14 protein-coding genes and 4 pseudogenes are annotated in these 15,397 nt (G+C 66.6%); 7 read left to right on the top strand and 11 right to left on the bottom strand.

Translation table 11 applies throughout. The annotated features are described in order from the left end of the window. Positions 1-167: 167 nt before the first annotated feature. The 3 genes and pseudogenes from ACICHK_RS40410 to ACICHK_RS40400 all read right to left on the bottom strand — a co-directional run. On the bottom strand, positions 168-644 hold the full coding sequence (locus ACICHK_RS40410) for a sigma factor (protein ID WP_406840972.1): 477 nt from the start codon (positions 642-644) through the stop codon (positions 168-170). 281 nt (positions 645-925) lie between these two features. Then, positions 926-1,885 carry a 5'-nucleotidase gene (locus ACICHK_RS40405; RefSeq protein WP_406841456.1) on the bottom strand — a complete coding sequence of 320 codons (960 nt, stop codon included), beginning with the start codon at positions 1,883-1,885 and terminating at the stop codon, positions 926-928. A 565-nt stretch (positions 1,886-2,450) separates the two neighbouring features. Beyond that, positions 2,451-3,173: pseudogene (locus ACICHK_RS40400) on the bottom strand (IS5 family transposase); the annotation flags it as partial. 585 nt (positions 3,174-3,758) lie between these two features. On the opposite strand from ACICHK_RS40400, the gene ACICHK_RS40395 reads away from it, so the two are divergent. Together ACICHK_RS40395 and ACICHK_RS40390 are read left to right on the top strand one after the other, a co-directional pair. Then, positions 3,759-4,382, top strand: a complete 624-nt coding sequence (locus ACICHK_RS40395; RefSeq protein ID WP_406840971.1) for an RNA polymerase sigma factor — start codon at positions 3,759-3,761, stop codon at positions 4,380-4,382. Further along, positions 4,379-4,750 (top strand): hypothetical protein, encoded by a 372-nt coding sequence (locus ACICHK_RS40390; protein WP_406840969.1) that lies wholly within the window; start codon positions 4,379-4,381, stop codon positions 4,748-4,750. The genes ACICHK_RS40395 and ACICHK_RS40390 overlap by 4 nt, the downstream gene beginning before the upstream one ends. Before the next feature lie 398 nt (positions 4,751-5,148). Here ACICHK_RS40390 and ACICHK_RS40385 read toward each other — a convergent pair whose 3' ends face one another. Next, a complete protein-coding gene (locus tag ACICHK_RS40385; protein WP_406840968.1) occupies positions 5,149-5,961 on the bottom strand; it encodes an SMI1/KNR4 family protein in 813 nt (270 codons plus the stop codon). A 256-nt stretch (positions 5,962-6,217) separates the two neighbouring features. Between ACICHK_RS40385 and ACICHK_RS40380 the strand changes: the two are divergent. Further along, positions 6,218-6,506 (top strand): annotated as a pseudogene (locus ACICHK_RS40380) (IS630 family transposase); the annotation flags it as partial. Positions 6,507-6,524: 18 nt separating this feature from the next. Here ACICHK_RS40380 and ACICHK_RS40375 read toward each other — a convergent pair. The 5 genes from ACICHK_RS40375 to ACICHK_RS40355 form a co-directional block, all read right to left on the bottom strand. Then, complete coding sequence (locus ACICHK_RS40375) at positions 6,525-6,923, bottom strand: hypothetical protein (RefSeq protein ID WP_406840966.1); 399 nt, start codon at positions 6,921-6,923, stop codon at positions 6,525-6,527. A gap of 184 nt (positions 6,924-7,107) precedes the next feature. Continuing rightward, positions 7,108-7,575, bottom strand: coding sequence for a hypothetical protein (locus tag ACICHK_RS40370; protein ID WP_406840965.1), 468 nt, complete (start codon positions 7,573-7,575; stop codon positions 7,108-7,110). A gap of 193 nt (positions 7,576-7,768) precedes the next feature. Then, positions 7,769-8,479, bottom strand: a complete 711-nt coding sequence (locus tag ACICHK_RS40365; RefSeq protein WP_406841455.1) for an IS5 family transposase — start codon at positions 8,477-8,479, stop codon at positions 7,769-7,771. Positions 8,480-8,521: 42 nt separating this feature from the next. Then, a protein-coding gene (locus ACICHK_RS40360) for an IS3 family transposase (RefSeq protein WP_406840963.1) occupies positions 8,522-9,684 on the bottom strand; the annotation gives its coding sequence in 2 pieces (ribosomal slippage) (positions 8,522-9,397 and positions 9,400-9,684; 1,161 coding nt in all). Between the two features lie 283 nt (positions 9,685-9,967). Beyond that, complete coding sequence (locus tag ACICHK_RS40355; RefSeq protein ID WP_406840961.1) at positions 9,968-10,654, bottom strand: hypothetical protein; 687 nt, start codon at positions 10,652-10,654, stop codon at positions 9,968-9,970. Here ACICHK_RS40355 and ACICHK_RS40350 point away from each other — a divergent pair. Next, positions 10,583-10,852: a winged helix-turn-helix domain-containing protein gene (locus ACICHK_RS40350; protein WP_406841454.1), complete on the top strand. Its 270-nt coding sequence runs from the start codon at positions 10,583-10,585 to the stop codon at positions 10,850-10,852. The two genes, ACICHK_RS40355 and ACICHK_RS40350, sit on opposite strands and share 72 nt — an antisense overlap. After that, on the top strand, positions 10,777-11,316 hold the full coding sequence (locus ACICHK_RS40345; RefSeq protein WP_406840960.1) for a transposase: 540 nt from the start codon (positions 10,777-10,779) through the stop codon (positions 11,314-11,316). Before ACICHK_RS40350 ends, ACICHK_RS40345 begins: the two co-directional genes overlap by 76 nt. A 17-nt stretch (positions 11,317-11,333) precedes the next feature. Here the strand turns inward: ACICHK_RS40345 and ACICHK_RS40340 are convergent, their stop codons facing one another. Beyond that, the gene (locus ACICHK_RS40340) at positions 11,334-11,747 is read right to left on the bottom strand and encodes a hypothetical protein (protein WP_406840959.1); all 414 of its coding nucleotides are present in this window, start codon (positions 11,745-11,747) and stop codon (positions 11,334-11,336) included. Between the two features lie 402 nt (positions 11,748-12,149). Here ACICHK_RS40340 and ACICHK_RS40335 point away from each other — a divergent pair. After that, a pseudogene (locus tag ACICHK_RS40335) lies at positions 12,150-12,946 on the top strand (IS5 family transposase); the annotation flags it as partial. 86 nt (positions 12,947-13,032) lie between these two features. Here ACICHK_RS40335 and ACICHK_RS40330 read toward each other — a convergent pair. After that, positions 13,033-13,509: a hypothetical protein gene (locus ACICHK_RS40330; RefSeq protein ID WP_406840957.1), complete on the bottom strand. Its 477-nt coding sequence runs from the start codon at positions 13,507-13,509 to the stop codon at positions 13,033-13,035. A gap of 127 nt (positions 13,510-13,636) precedes the next feature. Between ACICHK_RS40330 and ACICHK_RS40325 the strand changes: the two are divergent. Continuing rightward, a pseudogene (locus tag ACICHK_RS40325) lies at positions 13,637-14,879 on the top strand (IS701 family transposase). Positions 14,880-15,397: the final 518 nt, after the last annotated feature.

Raw genomic sequence — 15,397 nt, 5'->3', positions numbered from 1 at the left:
GTCCGCGACCAGGACCACGCCGGGAGCCATGAGGCCCAGCAGGCCCCCCGGTGCACAGCACGGCCAAGAACCGCCCCACCACGACCTGCCCGCTCCCGGCGGCCGCCCCCCACCCGCAGCCGGCCGGCGGGCGGCCACACGCCCGCGCGAGCACCCGGCAATCCGCCTCACCGCAGCCACCGACTTGCCGACAGCCCCGGCAATCTGCACACAGGGCACAGGGCACAGGGCACATCGAAGACCCCACGGAACACGAACACCACCCACCCGATGGGCACAAACACCCCGAGCACGGTCAGCATCGCGACCGAAATACTCTCCGCGAGTTCGAGGTCCTCGGCCACCTCGGGACCGGTCAGCAGCGGCTCCGGGAGCCGCTGCCCCACACAGCTCTCACGGCGGCGCGCCAGGGTGCGCAGCCAGCCACGGCACTGGCGGGTGACGGCCCGCACGAGACACGCCCACGGCTCACGCACCCGGGAGCAACCGACGCCGCCCCAGCACAACCAGGCCTCCTGCAGCACCTCCTCGGCATCGACCGCACAGCCCAGCATCCCGTAGGCGACGGCGAACAGCAGGCCGCAGTGGACCACGAACGAGCCGCCCGCCCCGGGCGTGATGCGTCGCACCGGCCCAGAGGTCATGCGTCACACCGGCCACAGCCCCAGACCGCATCCGTGGGCTCTGATGAACTGGCGGCCGGTCAGCGCTAGCCCCCGGTGATCCGGATCCACAGCACGCCTGCACCCTGCAGCATCGTGAACAGCCGTACCCTGTCGTCCTACTCCGGCCCCTCTAAACGATTCCCCTCGAGGGGCAGACTCCGCAGTCGCGGTCACGCCATGCCGTACCTGTACGGGGAGCCGCTGCGGGCAGGAAGACCTTAACCCACGCTCTCACCGGTGACAGGCAGGCAGAGCAAGGCCTACTGCCGCGCATGACCAGGCATTCCGCCGGCTGGTTCGTTCATCTTCCCGAAGGGGACATGCACACTGGGCGTGCTGCGGGAGGTGCCCGTGAGGTGGCCGACCTGGTCGTCGAAGAAGATGTGGGGTCTGAGGACCTCCATGATCGTGCTCTTGTCTACACCGCCGAGGAAAAAGGCGTCGTTGACGGTCACGCCCCAGTTCTTCAGGCTGCGCACCGGGCGTTCGTGAGCGGGTGCGGCGCGGGCAGTGACGAGAGAGACGTGAACGCGAATCTTGTAGTCGGCATCCTCTGCCCGTCGTTCTTGTTCGCGCTTCTGGAGCCGGTTGATGCCTGCGAGGAAGTCCCGCAGAGGACCCGGGTCATGCGGGGTGGCGGCGTTCGCCGTCTCATGGGTGCGAAAGCCTTCGATGCCGTCTACCTGATAGATCTGTTCCGAGGCGTCGTCGGCAAGGACTCCGTCGAAGTCGAAGGCGATCCGCAGATCCTGGTCATCACCCTCGTCCGCCACGGCCGGGCCGAGCACGCGGCCGGCGGGCAGCCCGAGCGTGACGGCCTCACGGACATCGTCCTCGTTCGCGGACAGGAACAAAGACATGTTCAGGACCGGCATGAAGCGGTAGGGCGAGCGACCCTGCATGAAGACGGCCCGGCTGATCGGCAGATCGTAGGACTGGATGGACCGCATGACCCGCAGCCCGGTGTCGGGATCGTTGCGGGACAGAATGATGACCTCGACCAGAGGATCGTCCGGTGAGAGGTCGTTCAGGGACAGCAGTCGGCGGATGAAGGGGAAGGCGACTCCTTTGTCCAGCGCGTCGTGCAGGTGCTGCTCCTGGTAGGCGCGGTAGGCCTCCTCCCCCTGATCACGGAAAACGGCGTCCGCCTCTGCCAGGTCGAACAACGCGCTGGAGGCGATACCGACGACCAGGCGGTTCTTGAGCTCGTAGACGGCTATGACGTCCTCCTAAGAATCTGCCGATCATCAAGGTGTTGCTTTTCGGGCTGGGGCTCGTCGGTGTCGTATCCACATCCCGGACGAGCCTCGTGAGCAATGTGCCGTGAAGTTCGCGGTGTTGTTCCCTCATCTGGGCGAGCGTAAGCAGCGGCTGCCGATGGCCGCGGAGGCCCACGGGCTGAGGCATGGTGGTGTCCGGACTGCGGCCAGGTCGGCCGGGGTCAGGTCAGCTAGGTCCTGTCTCTTTGACTTCACGTTGATCGGGCCACATGCGAGGGTGGTGGCCATGTCGCAGCCTGGTCACCGTCTCCGGTCCTTGAAATTCGAGTTCGGGCTCGCCCCGACGAGCTTCACGGCATGCCTGGAAACAGGTGGCCCGGCTTTGGAGCATGGCCTGGCGGAAGATGCGACGCTTTGTGGCATCCCTCGGCGTCAGGTGACGGTCCATAGGCATCTGTTCGTGGCGAAGAGGTCCGGAAGGTGCCCAAGCTGCCGGGTGAAGGCAGTCGACGCCTCGTCGAGGCCCTGAAACAGGGCTCCCCTGGCGAGCGGACGTCCTCGGTCTTCACTCTTCAAGGCGCGTCCGGATCAAAATGGCTGCGAAGTGGAGTGCGCCCTCGTGTGCGATGGCGAGTTTGTCCGTTCGCACGGCCGGTCCGCGCCACTGCTCGAGGCGGTTGATGCACCGCTCAACGGTGTTGCGCTGCCTGTACGCCTCCGCGTCGAAGCCGGGTGGACGACCGCCGCCCCGGCCTCGCCGGAGGCGGTGTCCAACCTGGCCAGAAGGTTGCGGGATAACGGCCCGGATACCGCAGCGGCGAAGATGCCGACGGATTGCGCGCGATGAGTAGGCCCGGTCCGCAAGGACGACCTCGGGTCGGGTTCGTGGCCTGCCCAAGCCTGTGCGCAGCGCTCGGATGCGAGCCATGACCGCCTCGCAAGCAGGCGCGTCGCCGGCCTGGCCAGCGCTAGCACGGACGGCGAGGGGCCGTGCTGGCCATCACTGGCGAGGTGAACTTTCGTGCTCAGGACGCCTCGCGAACGTCCGAGTGCGTGATCGGCAGGTTCGACCGTGTCCGCCCCCTTTCCCGGCCCCGGCCGCGGGCTGGTGCGCCCGGCAGACAGTTGAATCTACAAAAACCGCCCGCTCCGCTTCGTCAGCCGCGTCCGCCTGGGCGAGCACAGAGGCGAAGATCCGTTGCCAAGTGCCGTCAGCAGCCCACCTGATCAGGCGCTTGTGAGCGGTCTGGAACGCACCACGTTCGTGAGGCAAATCCCGCCAGGGCGACGGTGGCCAGAGCCATACCGCGGTTACGGTCGGCCACGATCCGCGGCGGGAACAGCGGACCGCGCGAGCGAGCCTGCAGGAGAACGAACACGATGAGCAGCACGACGATCGGACCCAGCCATCGGATACCTCCGATTCACCGTCGGTCTTCGTGTACAGATCGGTCAGCAGGGCGTCCAGCTCATTCGTCACAGAACCATCTTGGACACCCTGTCTGCGGACACCGGGCCAGCCCGTCCGCAGCTGCCAGTCGCCCCCGGCTGAGCCGCTGAGCGGTCGGCCCGACGACGTGGCGCGGCGCGCGCCGCCGTTTCCCGGCCTCTGCGCCTCGCGCGCCATGGCTGCGGGAGCGGGGTTCAAAAGAAACTTCGGCCGAAGGTGAATCCTTTTCGGCTCTCCCCGCCTCTTGTCTGTGTACCGGCCGAACGGGCCGGCAGAACTGGGAGGAACCCAATGATGGTCACCAGCCTCGTAGTGATCGGAACCCTGCTCGTGGGTGCGTGCAGCTGGCACCTGATGCGGCGCTACAAGAGCCGAAGCTGACCAGCACCTGCCCGTAGGGCACCTTTCGGGTAGGAGTCCCAGATGAACCAACGTTTCACTTGGCCGGACGAGCGGCTGATCAAGGCCGCTCAGGGCGGTGACGTCACTTCGCTCACCGCCGTCATCATGGAATCGCAGCCTCATGTGCGCAGGTTCGCCATATCGCTGTGCTCCTCACCGCAGGACGCGGAGGACGCGGCGCAGGAGGCGCTGATCACCCTCTACCGGAAGATCGGCACGTTGCGGGCGACTGGCGCGCTTGCCTCGTGGATGTTCCGGATCGTGCGCAACGAATGCCTCCGGCAGGTACGGCTGCTCGTCTCACGGAGGGATGAGGCGACAGCCGAACCGGAGGCGACTGCGGAACCGTCCGCCGAGGACGCGGTGCTGCACAAGTTGGAGGCGGAGCGGATCGCGGCTGCGGTCAGCGCCCTTCCCCGTGACCAGCGGCAGGTTCTGATCATGCGGGACGTACAGGGCCTGCCCGGCAAGACCGTTGCCCATTCGCTCGCCCTGAGCAACGCCGCGATGAAGTCGCGGCTGCACAGAGCACGCGCAGCACTGCGTCACTCCCTGGCAGTGACAGACCAGCTGCTCAGTCAAACCGCAGATCAGGCGAGCGATCAAGTCACCGGCCAACCAGTCGGAGAGGTCTCACAACCGTGAACGTCGCGAACACAGTGAAGCCCACGCAGGGCGCGAAGGCCCAGGCCGCCGCGTCCGAGATGAACTTCGCCAGCAAGTCCGTCCCGCGCCATCTGGCGCGCGGCGCCATCGGCTTCGGGCTGATCATCGGCTCGATCGCCCTGGTGCCCGTCGCCGGCCCGGCCGCCTTGCTGGCGGCCCCGTTGGCCCTGCTTGCCTTCCGTGGCTGCCCCACCTGCTGGATGGTCGGCCTGGCACAGACCATCTCCCTCGGCCGTCTGGAACGCCGGTGCGTGGACGGCGCGTGCACCCTCACCAAGGCACACACGGTGGCGAAGGCCACGAACGAGCCGGCAGCCCACCTCAACGTGCCGGCCGCTTCCCGGTGACCACAACCACTGATCATTCGGAATGACTCGTCTGGCGACGAGAGGAGATGATCACCCGGCCGCAGAGGCTTCTCGAGCTTGATGCCAGTGAGGATCTCGCCGACCGTGGCCAGGACCGCGGCACGGTCGTCCTGATCCTGATACTGATACTGCACCGGCGCCTGGTCAGGCTCGGCATCCTCACCGAAGCCGACACCGGCAGCTTCGGCAAGACGCCACCGAGCCGGTGGCCCTGCGGACGGCCCGCGACGACCGCCCGCCTTCGTCGTCGTCAATCTCCCAGCCCCTCACCCATTCAGCCATATGGTCATTCCGGCTGTCAGGGGCTGCCCGGCGCGGCGACCCGGCGGTGCGTCACGCCGGGCAGCGGAAGGAAGAGCCCGTCCGCCCCGGCGGTGTCAAGCGCGCAACCGTTCCATGGCGCGCTTGACCGTGTCGCTGGGCTCGTGGGACCCGGCGTGCACCTCCCCCAGGGCGAGGACCGGCCGCACGGTGTGGACCAGCTCGACCAACAGCTCTGCTGTGGACGCCCACAGGTACACGCTCCAGCCGCCCGTACCGCCCCAGGGAGACAGCAGGAGCAGACGTTGCTCGTCGCGGGGACCGGCGAATCGCCGCTGCTCCTCGCGGTCGGACCTCGTCGCCGGACGCACTTCCAGCACCTGCTCCAAGGCTTCGAGCTCTGCTGCGGTGACCCGTTCGGCGGTGGCTTCGAGCATGGAGGCGCCGCGGTACAGCGCAAAGTCCCACACCCGTGTGTAGACCCACTGGGAGAAGGTGTCCGCGTGCGCCGTCCAGGTGTCCGGCTGCACGCCGTCCCAGGAAAGCAGCACGGGCGGATCCTCCGAACCGTCCAACTGCACCGCAAGGCAATAGACGCCCTGGTTCTCCTGCAGGAACGGCAGCAGGCCGTGCGCCATGGGGTCGAACTCGCGCTCTTCTTGCTCCTCCAGGCCCTCCGGCCAGTCCTCGTCGTCGGTCGGCCAGTAGTACGCCTCCGGCTGGCCCAGATCATCGACTGAGTACACGTGATCGGCGCGGCGTTCCGGCTCCAGGATCGCAGTGGCGTCGGCGAGGGAGTACCAATGGCGTACTGACTGCGGAAGCGCCTGCCCGTGCCTTGCTGCAAGCGCGTCCAAGCGGGCGACAGCCGCCTCCGAATGATCGGCCCGTGCCCCCGCCAGGGTCAGGGCGGTCGCCATGTAGTCCATGTCCTCAACCGTTCTCGTCCACATGGTGCGCATCTCGCACCAGCAGATCTGTATCAGGTCCCCCTGACAACCACCCCCCGCCCTCCCCGCTCGGGACACTTGGATCTCGACGATCCGGGGAGGCATCTCCGGTGGGACGCGAGTCTCCGTGCCCGGAGGAGTCCGGGAAGGACACGGTCGCGCTCTTCCGCGCCGCGGGCGGCCGACGCACATACTTGGCGATGGCGGCGGCCCTCGGCGTCACTGCCAAGTCGCTCTCCGCCGCTGGGCGAAGAAGCACAAGGCCGAATTGTGTTTCACCCTGACCTACGCCTCGTGGGCGAACCCGATCGAGGCGCACTTCGGACCGCTGAGGTAGTTCACCATCTCCAACTCCCACCACTCCAACCACACCGTGCAGACCCGGGCCCTGCACGCCTACTTGCGGTGACGCAACGCCAACGCCCGCCACCCGGGCGTCCTGGCCGCCGAACGCAGGGAACGCGCCCGCATGCGAAGCGAGGGGCATCCGATGGGGCGGACGCCCGCTTACAACGGCAGCCTGACCAAAACGCTCTGAGGGGTCAGACCACCAGCGCCGCATGCAACGCACTGAAGGTCTCACGAAGCTCCGACGTGGCGATCGGATCGATCTCCATCTGCAAATGGCACACGTCGTCGTCGCCGTTCGGAGTCAGACGCGCGAAAAAGGCAAAACCGTCCCCCACGGGCTCCGCCTTCAACGTCAGCGGATTGTTCCGACCAGGAGTCACCGCCGCTGAAAAGCGTCCACCCGACGGCGCGCGCAGGCCAGAGAGCATGCGGGCCACGAAGTCCATGACCTCCGCAGCGCTGAGATCCGCGGTGAAGTCAGCCTTCAGCGAGGAGGACCAATCTGCGGTGATCTGCCAACTGTCCGCACGGATCCGAGTCAGTTCCAGCCACGCATCATCGTTGCCCAGGCGCATCCGCGGCTCTTCCATCGTCGCCCTCCGACGTCCATGGTCTGGACTCAAGATCGTATGGGGTGGATCTCCGTCGTCGGAAGTCATCGCTTGCCATCCACCCACCCGCGAACCCAACGAACCTTCCCGGTCAGAGCACTACTGAAGTTGAATGGGTGATGTCGGGCTAGACGGCCGTACTTGGTTCCTGCTGAGAGCTGAGTCAGATGTGGGCTCGGATCTGCTTCACCGGGTGCCCGAGCATGTCGCCGATAGTGGCCAGTTCCTCGTCGCCGAACCAGTCACGTTCGGGGTTCCAGATGGCGATCTCGAAGCGGGCGAAGCCGCACGGCCACTCGTAGTCCAACACGTCCAGCGACGTGGCGGCGCCGCAGCACGGCACTTTTACGTCCAGGGTGGCGAAGCCGTCCTCACAGTGGCTTTCCAGCAGGTCGGCGTACCACTCGGTGTCGATCGAGGCACCGCAGTGCGGGCAGCCGATCCGTTCCAGGTTCTCGCCGCAGTCGACGGGGGTGAGAGCGTCGTACCAGGTGACCTCGATCTCGACCTCCATGCCATCGTCTCGGCCGGGAGCCAGGTCCGCGGCGAGCGCAGCGGTCCGCTCGGCCGCCGACCGGTCGGGCTGCCACTGGGGATCGGTCGGAATGATCGACAGGACGTCGTCACTCATGGGCTCACTCACTTCGTCGGGCACAAGCGTTCGGCGGGGTGCCGTGATCGTAGGGCCACGTGGCGGGCCAGTCGTTTCCTGGGCGCGTTACTCATGGATGGCAAGGCCAGTGCGGCGAGGCAGCCAGCGCCCGTCAGATCAACCGACCCGACATCACCTGTTCAAGTTCAGTGGAGGGCGTCTGAAAAGCCCGTCAGCGGCCTCTTTCGCGAGGCGACGCACCAGGAGCATGGCCATGGCGAGGTAGATGGCGTTCTCCGAGCAGACGCGCAGGTACTCGTAGTCCTTGACAGGCGGCGGCATCGTCCCAGCCAGGCGAACGTCCGCTCCACACCCAGCGGCGCGGGATCACCGCGAACTGGGGAACTGCTGGTGGCGATGCCCCCGCTCGGGCCCAGGTTGAGCGGAAACCACCGTCGCGGCGCTGCACGATCTCCACGGTGATACCGGTGGCTTCCTGGACCCAGGCGTGGAAGTCGGCACCGCGATAGCCCTGGTCCGCCCACACGTGCCGCAGGCGCGGGAAGGTATCGGCAGCCTGGGAGAAGAGCACCACGGCGCCATCGCGGTCACCCACACTGGCCGGGCTCACGCAGGTGACCAGGACAGTGCCGCGGGTGTCGACAAGAAGGTGGCGCTTGATGCCGCTGACCTTCTTGCCGCCGTCGTAACCATGGAGACCGCCACGCTCACTGGCCCGGACACTCTGGCTGTCCACGATGGCCGCGCTGGGAGTGGGATCCCGGCCCAGCTGCACGCGCTCGCATTCGCGCAGCGCCGTCAGCATCCGCTCCCACACGCCGTCCATCTGCCAGCGCCGCCAGTAGTGGTAAACCGTCTGCCACGGCGGTAAGTCACGCGGCAGTAGCCTCCAGGCACAGCCTGCCCGCAGCCAGTACGCCAGTGCGTCGAGAGGGTCTGATGCAGGTTCGGGTGACAGGTTTGATCACGCGGCCTGGAAGGCCGGTGTGGTCATGACGGTCTCGAATTCGACGGGGGTCAGCCGGCCGAGTGCGGCTTGTCTGCGACGTCGGTGGTAGGTCCGCTCGATCCAGGTCACGATCGCGATCCGCAGTTCCTCGCGGGTGGTCCAGCTCCGGCGGTCCAGGACGTTCTTCTGCAGCAGGCTGAAGAAGGACTCCATGGCCGCGTTGTCGCCGGCTGCCCCGACTCTCCCTATCGAGCCAGCCATCCGGTGGCGGCCGAGCGCGCGCACGAATTTCCGGGACCGGAACTGCGATCCGCGGTCGCTGTGCAGGATGCATCCGTCGACGTGTTCCCGCCGGGCCGCGGCGTTGTCCAGGGCGGTCACGGCCAGGCGGGACTTCATCCGCGTGTCGATGGAGTAGCCCACGATCCTGTTGCTGAAGACGTCCTTGATCGCGCAGAGGTACAACTTCCCTTCGTTGGTGGCGTGTTCGGTGATGTCGGCGAGCCATAGTCGGTTCGGGCCGTCGGCGGTGAAGTCGCGGCGGACCAGGTCGTCGTGCACCGGCGGGCCGGCCTTCTTGGTCCTGCCGCGCTTCTTGCCGAACACACTCCACCAGTGGTTGTCCCGGCAGATCCGCCATGCGGTCCGGTCGGCCATCGCGGCCCCCGAGCTGCGGGCTTCATCGGCCAGGAAGCGGTAGCCGAACTCGGGATCCTCGCGGTGGGCGTCGAACAGCGCGTTCGCCCGGTACGCCTGCTCCAGCACGGCGTCGGTCACGGGCTTGTCGAGCCAGCGGTAGTAGGGCTGTCTGGCGAGCTTGAGCACCCGGCACGTCACCGTGACGGGCACCCCGTCCACGGCCAGCTTCTTCACGAGCGGGTAGATCCTTTTCCCGGCAGATGCGCCTGCGACAGACAGGCCGCCGCCCGGCGCAGAACCTCGTTCTCCTGCTCCAGCAGCTTGATCCGCCGACGTGCTTCCCGCAGTTCCGCGCTCTCCTGGCTGCTCACCCCGGGCTTGGCCCCGTCATCGATGTCCGCCCGGCGCATCCATTTCCACAACGTCATCGGATGGACACCGAAGTCCTTGGCCACCTGCTCCACCGTCACCCCCGGGCCACGGTTCCTCGCAACCCGCACGACGTCCTCACGGAACTCTTCGGGATAAGGCTTGGGCACAGCGACATCCTTCCCACCCGCCCCACAGGGCAAGCCAGTTCAGATGTCACCCGATCGTGCGGCAGACCCAGAATCTCCCGCCGCGCGTGCTTCGCCGGCCGACCACCGGGCTTGACCGCCGGAACCAGCGGACCGAGGATCTCCCACTGCGGATCCGACAGATCCGTCGGGTATCGGGTACGCAGCCCGCACACCCCGGCCCCCGAAAATGCGTCACCACCCCGCTACCAGGTGACTTGCCCGCTGACAGGCTTTTCAGACGCCCTCTAGCGGCTGATCCGGTTCAGCGCCAGCCACCGAGGCGAGGCTCCAGGTGCTCGCCGAAAAGCGGGTCGAACGCCTGCCCGTCCTCATCGGTCACGACGTAGTCCGGTTCGGTCTTTGACGCGGCTGCATGCAATCGGACGACGAGGTCAGAGACAGGCACGATACGCAGCGACAGGGCCGCGGCCACCTGGGCAGCTTCGTTGCCGATGTCCGGGTTGTACTTGTCACGGGACCGTTCAAGGTGTTGAGCGGAGACCTGCATGACCTCCACATCGCCATCGCCTGAGAATGAGAGGCAATCGTGCCACTCCAGCCCGATGATGATCTCCAGCGCGTCCGCCAGGTCATCGGCAAGCAGCCCGCCCTCCCCTTCGGAACTCGCGAACACCACCGGTCGGCAACCGTTCTGCTCGGCACACAGGAAGTACGCTCCGCCGGCGGACTCCCCGGCGATCACCTCCAGCGGCGCACCCGAGGCAAGCCTCAAGCCCTCGCCATAGTGGCTCCGATGGATGTCGAAGCCGAACGATGACCGCAACAACAGATCAATCTCTGGGGTGTTCCGGATCAGGTCAAGCAGATGATCACTTGAGGTCATGGCAAGGACGATAGCGAAGGCCGCTGATATGTCATCGTCCACGGCTGGGCCGATCAGCGGTGGACGCTGGCGCGAGTCAAGACGCTGATCGGTCGACTGTTCCACGTTTCGTACACGGTGGAGGGCACGTGGCGGCTGCTGAAGCGACAGGGCCGGTCGTGGCAGCAGCCCACCCGCCGGGCGATCGAGCGCGACGATGCGGCGGTTGAGCTGTGGAAGGAGGAGGCGTGGCCGCCGGGAAGAGCTGTGCGGCGGCGTGTAACGGCTGGATCTTCTTCAAGGATGAGGCCGGCCAGTCGATGACGCCGCCGCGCTCTCGAACCTGGGGACGGATCGGCCGAACCCCGGTCGTCCGGGTTCGCGGCCGGGGCTCCGGACGGGTGTCGATGGCAGGTATGACCTGCTACAAACCGGGCGAGCGGTCCCGGCGGAACCTCCGCGACTTCTTGGTGCGTGCCCGCATCCGGCTTGGCCGGCCGATCGTAGTGGTCTGGGACAACGTCCGCCTCCACCTGACCGCCGGGATGCGGGAGTTCATCACCGCGGATGCCGCCTGGCCCACCGTGTTCCAGCTCCCCGCCCACACGCCGGACCCGAACCCGCAGGAGGGCAGCTGGTCGCTGGTCAAATGCGACCTCGGCAACCTCGCCGCAGCCGACCTGGGCCAGATCACCAGGGCCGTGAAGCGCAGACTCAAGCAGATCCGGTATCGCCCGGATTTCGTCGATAGCTGCCTTGCAGGCACCAGCCTCATCACGGACGACTGACCGGCGCTGCAGATTCGTCAGTCGCCGTAGTACCGGTCGTAGACGGCGGAGCGCTCCTCCACTGAGAAGTCCTCGAATTCACCATCTGCCTCAAGCTCGCGCAGTTGATCCAGTGCCGCCGTCGCAGAAGGTGCACGGCTGGCCGAGAGGTGGGCCTTCGTCGCGTCGAGCCCGTGCCCAAGCAGGAATTCGATGTCGATCGAGCACGCTGCGTCGAAGCTGGCTTGCTTCGCACTCCAGATCAGGAGCACGTCGTCGAGGTTGCCGCTGTTGAACAGCTGGAAGCAGCAGAACCTCATCAGCTCAGTGTCGCCCGCGCCCTGGACACGTCGCTCGCGCGCCGTGTGCTCTCTGAGGAGTGCACGGATCTCGTCGAGGTCCGCGCCGACGGGGCGAAGCCCGTAGCGGCGCCAGCATTCCTCGACATCCATCGCTGGTCTCCTTGATCGTCCGGCCCGGCCCGTGGCCTATCCCCCACCCATCGCCGTTCGGTCGAACGACGGCCCCTCTGCCAGTCACAGTATGCACACCGAGAGCCAGCCTATGCGGGTCGGCGATCACCGGCGCAGGTGACCGATAACCCACGCCACCTAACATCACCCAATCAAGTTCAGTAGCCCGCCCGTCCAGGGTCCGCACAGCCGGATACGCCGCAAGCCTCCCCCGCCTGGATTCTCGCGATGATGTAGCCGTTCAGGCGGTGCGGGGAGGTCGTGACAGCCAGAGAAGTCAGGAGCTCCACGCGCTGCGCCACCGCGGTCTTACTGATCGTTTCAGAATGAAGTTTGTTGTGAGGCTTGGCAGTTGGGTGTCGTGTCGGCAGGATCTGATGGGTGTCCGCCGACCTTGTGCCCGATGACCTGTGGGAACGGGTGGCTCCGTTGTTGCCTCCTCGTCCGCCCGGGCGGCATCGGTATCCCGGGCGGTTGCCTGCGGACGACCGGGCTGCACTGCGGGGCATTGTTTACGTGCTGTGCAAGAGCGTGAGCCGGCGGGACGTTTTGGCGGAGCAGGTCGGCTGCAGCGGCGTGACGGCCCGGCGTCGTCTGCGGGACTGGACCGAAGCGGGCGTCTGGCCGCGGTTGCGCGAGGTGCTGCCGGCCGAGTTGCGGGCCGCCGGGCTGCTGGACATGGACGACGCTGCGATCGACAGCTCACACGTCCGGTCGCTGGAAGGGGGGCTCACACTGGACCTTCGCCGACCGACCGGGCCCGGCCCGGCAGCAAGCACCACGCGATCGTAGGCCGGCATGGCACTCCGATCGCCGTGGCGCTGACCAGCGGAAACCGTCACGACGTCACGCGGTTGATGCCCCTGCTGGACGCGATACCCGGTATCCGTGGAGTCTGCGGCAGGCCTCGCAGACGGCCACGCCGGCTGTTCGCCGACCGCGGCTACGACCACGACAAGTACCGCCGTCTCCTGCGGGCTCGTGGCATCACACCGAGGATCGCCCGCAGGGGCACGGCCCACGGTTCCGGACTGGGCAAGACCCGCTGGGTCGTCGAGCGGACCTTCGCCTGGCTCCACCGGTTCAAGCGACTGCGGATCCGCTACGAGATACGCGCCGACCTCCACCTCGCACTGCTCCAACTTGCCTGCAGCATCATCTGCTTGAGGCGACTTCGAACCTCATTCCGAAACCATCAGTTAGGCTGTGACGGTCGCCGTCGCCTCGATACGGTTCTGGCTGCGTACATAAGTCTCGCTCGCCGCTACTCCAGGATGCGTTCCACATCATCCGGAACCCAGGGAAAGGGGACTTCTGGCCAGCGTGTGGCGGCCCATACGTCGAGGTCGACAGCGAGAACGGCGTCCATGAAGGCTTGCGGCGGCCGGTAGCCGTGGGCGGTGACGTAGTGCGTGATCAGGAACGGAGCGGCGTAAGCGAGGCCAGGCTCGCCCGGAATCCGTACCTCCCCGTTTCCTTCCGGTGCCCCATCCTCAGGACACAGGTCGCACTCGTGCACCCCGAGGCAGACGTTCACCCATTGGACCTCCTGAACAGCCTTCAGCTTCTCCACGAACATCATGGGGACCGCCCCCGTCGAGTACGGCTTGCCGACTTCCAGCCACCCGATGTTCAGGCGGGTGTACGCCGGGCGGTACCAGAGCGCGTAGAAACCTGACGCCCTGTCCGTGAACGCATCCTCGTCCTGGTAGGCGTACTCGCTGAGATCTTCGTAGAACACCCGCACATCATCGCTGCACCGCTTCTTGTACGCCCAAGCGATTCCACGACCCATCGGACACGACCTAATACTCCAGCAGCGGTTCGTGTCCTGAGCTGGCAGTTGTCGTTGTCCTGGCATGGAGGGTATGACTGAAGTCGCTGACTGGGCTGATGAGTTGGAGTCGGTGTTCGCTCGAGTGGCGAGCCGGTTCGCGCGGGCGGATCTGCGGTGGCGGATGCGGGACTATGTCCGGGGCCTGCTGGGACGGGCGTCACGCAGGAACGGCTGGCAACTCGCGGAATGGGCAGGTCACCGCACACCAGACGGCTTCCAGCGACTGCTGAACAGCAGTGTCTGGGACGCGGACAACCTGCGTGACGACGTCCGTGACTATGTGGTTGAACAGCTCGGACCGGACGGTGTGCTGATCATCGACGACACCGGGTTCATCAAGAAGGGCATCACCTCAGTCGGGGTGGGCCGGCAGTACACCGGAACCTCAGGGAAGATCGACAACTGTCAGATCGGCGTGTTCGCCGCCTACGCCACCGGCTCGGGCCGGGCCCTGGTCGACCGGGACCTCTACCTGCCGAAAGCCTGGACGTCCGATCGTGACCGCTGCCGGGCGGCGAAGATCCCTGACGAACGGGGTTTTTGCGACCAAGGGAGAGCTGGCCCGGAACATCGTCCGTCGCTGCCTCGCCGCAGGTCTGCCCGCCGCCTGGGTCACTGCGGACGAGGCTTACGGGCAAGACTGGCACTTTCGCCGCCTGCTCGAACAACTCGGCCTCGGCTATGTGGTGGCGGTGCCCAAGTCCCAGCAGATCAAGTCCCTGGCCGGCATCTGGCGCATCGATGAGCTCATCGACGAAGCGCCTGATGACGCCTGGCAGCGGCTGTCCTGCGGCGACGGGGCGAAAGGCCCGCGCGTCTACGACTGGGCCGCAGCCAAACTGCCCGCCAACCTCGTCTTCGATCCCGACCCGCCCACCCATCACCGCTGGGTCATGGCCCGCCGCAGCATCTCCGACCCCGGCGAGCTCGCCTACTACCTCGCCTATGCACCTGTCAGCGTTGAGATCGCCGGGCTGGCCCAGGTGGCCGGCTCCCGCTGGGCGATCGAGGAATGCTTCCAGGCCGCGAAGAACGAATGCGGCCTGGACGAGTACGAGGTCCGCCGCTATGTCGGCTGGTACCGGCACATCACCCTGGCCATGCTCGCCCATGCTGTTCTGGCCGCACTCGCCGCCCAGGCCAGTGGCGAGGCAAAGGGGGTTGCAGAAACGGATCAGCCCTCGTCCCGCTCACCGTGGCAGAGATCCGGCGACTCCTGGATGCTCTCCTGCCCCACCCACGAGCCGATCGCGATCCCGTCACTCACGCACTGAAGTGGTCGGCCTGAAGAAGACGCCGCCAAGCCATCGCCCGCAGCTGCCATTACCGAAAACGCAGCTCAGGACACGAACCGCTGCTGGAGTACTAAAACTGAGCAGCTCCCTGGTCGGCACTCAAGAACTGCTCATCTCCAAGAGATCCGCAACACCGATACCGCCTCACCGGATTCGTCGGCCCGGAACTGCCGGACACTCTCGCGCTCGCCGGTGTCGTAGTCTTCTGCTGCGGGGCCGACACGCTGGCCGAGCCGGCACACGCCAGGAAAGACCGCGACGGCACGTCGCGCTGGCCGCTTCAACACCTTCACGCTTTGGTGAAGAGCTGGCAAGCGGCCCAAGAGAGCGGCGCCCAGCCTCTGGGCGCGTTGCTCACGGCCCGCACGACGTCCTCGCGGAACTCTTTTGGATGAGACCGGGGACAGCGCCGCCCTTCCCCCCACCCCGCAGAACAAGCCGGTTCGGATGCCCTACAACCGTGGAGCAGATCCGCTTCCCTGCGAGGTTCGCCTCCG

The sequence above is a fragment of the Streptomyces sp. AHU1 genome, from assembly GCF_045343905.1.
Lineage (GTDB): Bacteria > Actinomycetota > Actinomycetes > Streptomycetales > Streptomycetaceae > Streptomyces > Streptomyces triticiradicis.
This window is presented reverse-complemented; position numbering and strand designations above follow the sequence as displayed.

Excerpts from the sequence above, each read along its gene's own strand:
- ACICHK_RS40385 (WP_406840968.1), bottom strand. The coding sequence starts at position 5,961 with ATGGACTACATGGCGACCGCCCTGACCCTGGCGGGGGCACGGGCCGAT.
- ACICHK_RS40410 (WP_406840972.1), bottom strand. The coding sequence starts at position 644 with ATGACCTCTGGGCCGGTGCGACGCATCACGCCCGGGGCGGGCGGCTCG.
- ACICHK_RS40375 (WP_406840966.1), bottom strand. The coding sequence starts at position 6,923 with ATGGAAGAGCCGCGGATGCGCCTGGGCAACGATGATGCGTGGCTGGAA.
- ACICHK_RS40395 (WP_406840971.1), top strand. The coding sequence starts at position 3,759 with ATGAACCAACGTTTCACTTGGCCGGACGAGCGGCTGATCAAGGCCGCT.
- ACICHK_RS40340 (WP_406840959.1), bottom strand. The coding sequence starts at position 11,747 with ATGGATGTCGAGGAATGCTGGCGCCGCTACGGGCTTCGCCCCGTCGGC.
- ACICHK_RS40370 (WP_406840965.1), bottom strand. The coding sequence starts at position 7,575 with ATGAGTGACGACGTCCTGTCGATCATTCCGACCGATCCCCAGTGGCAG.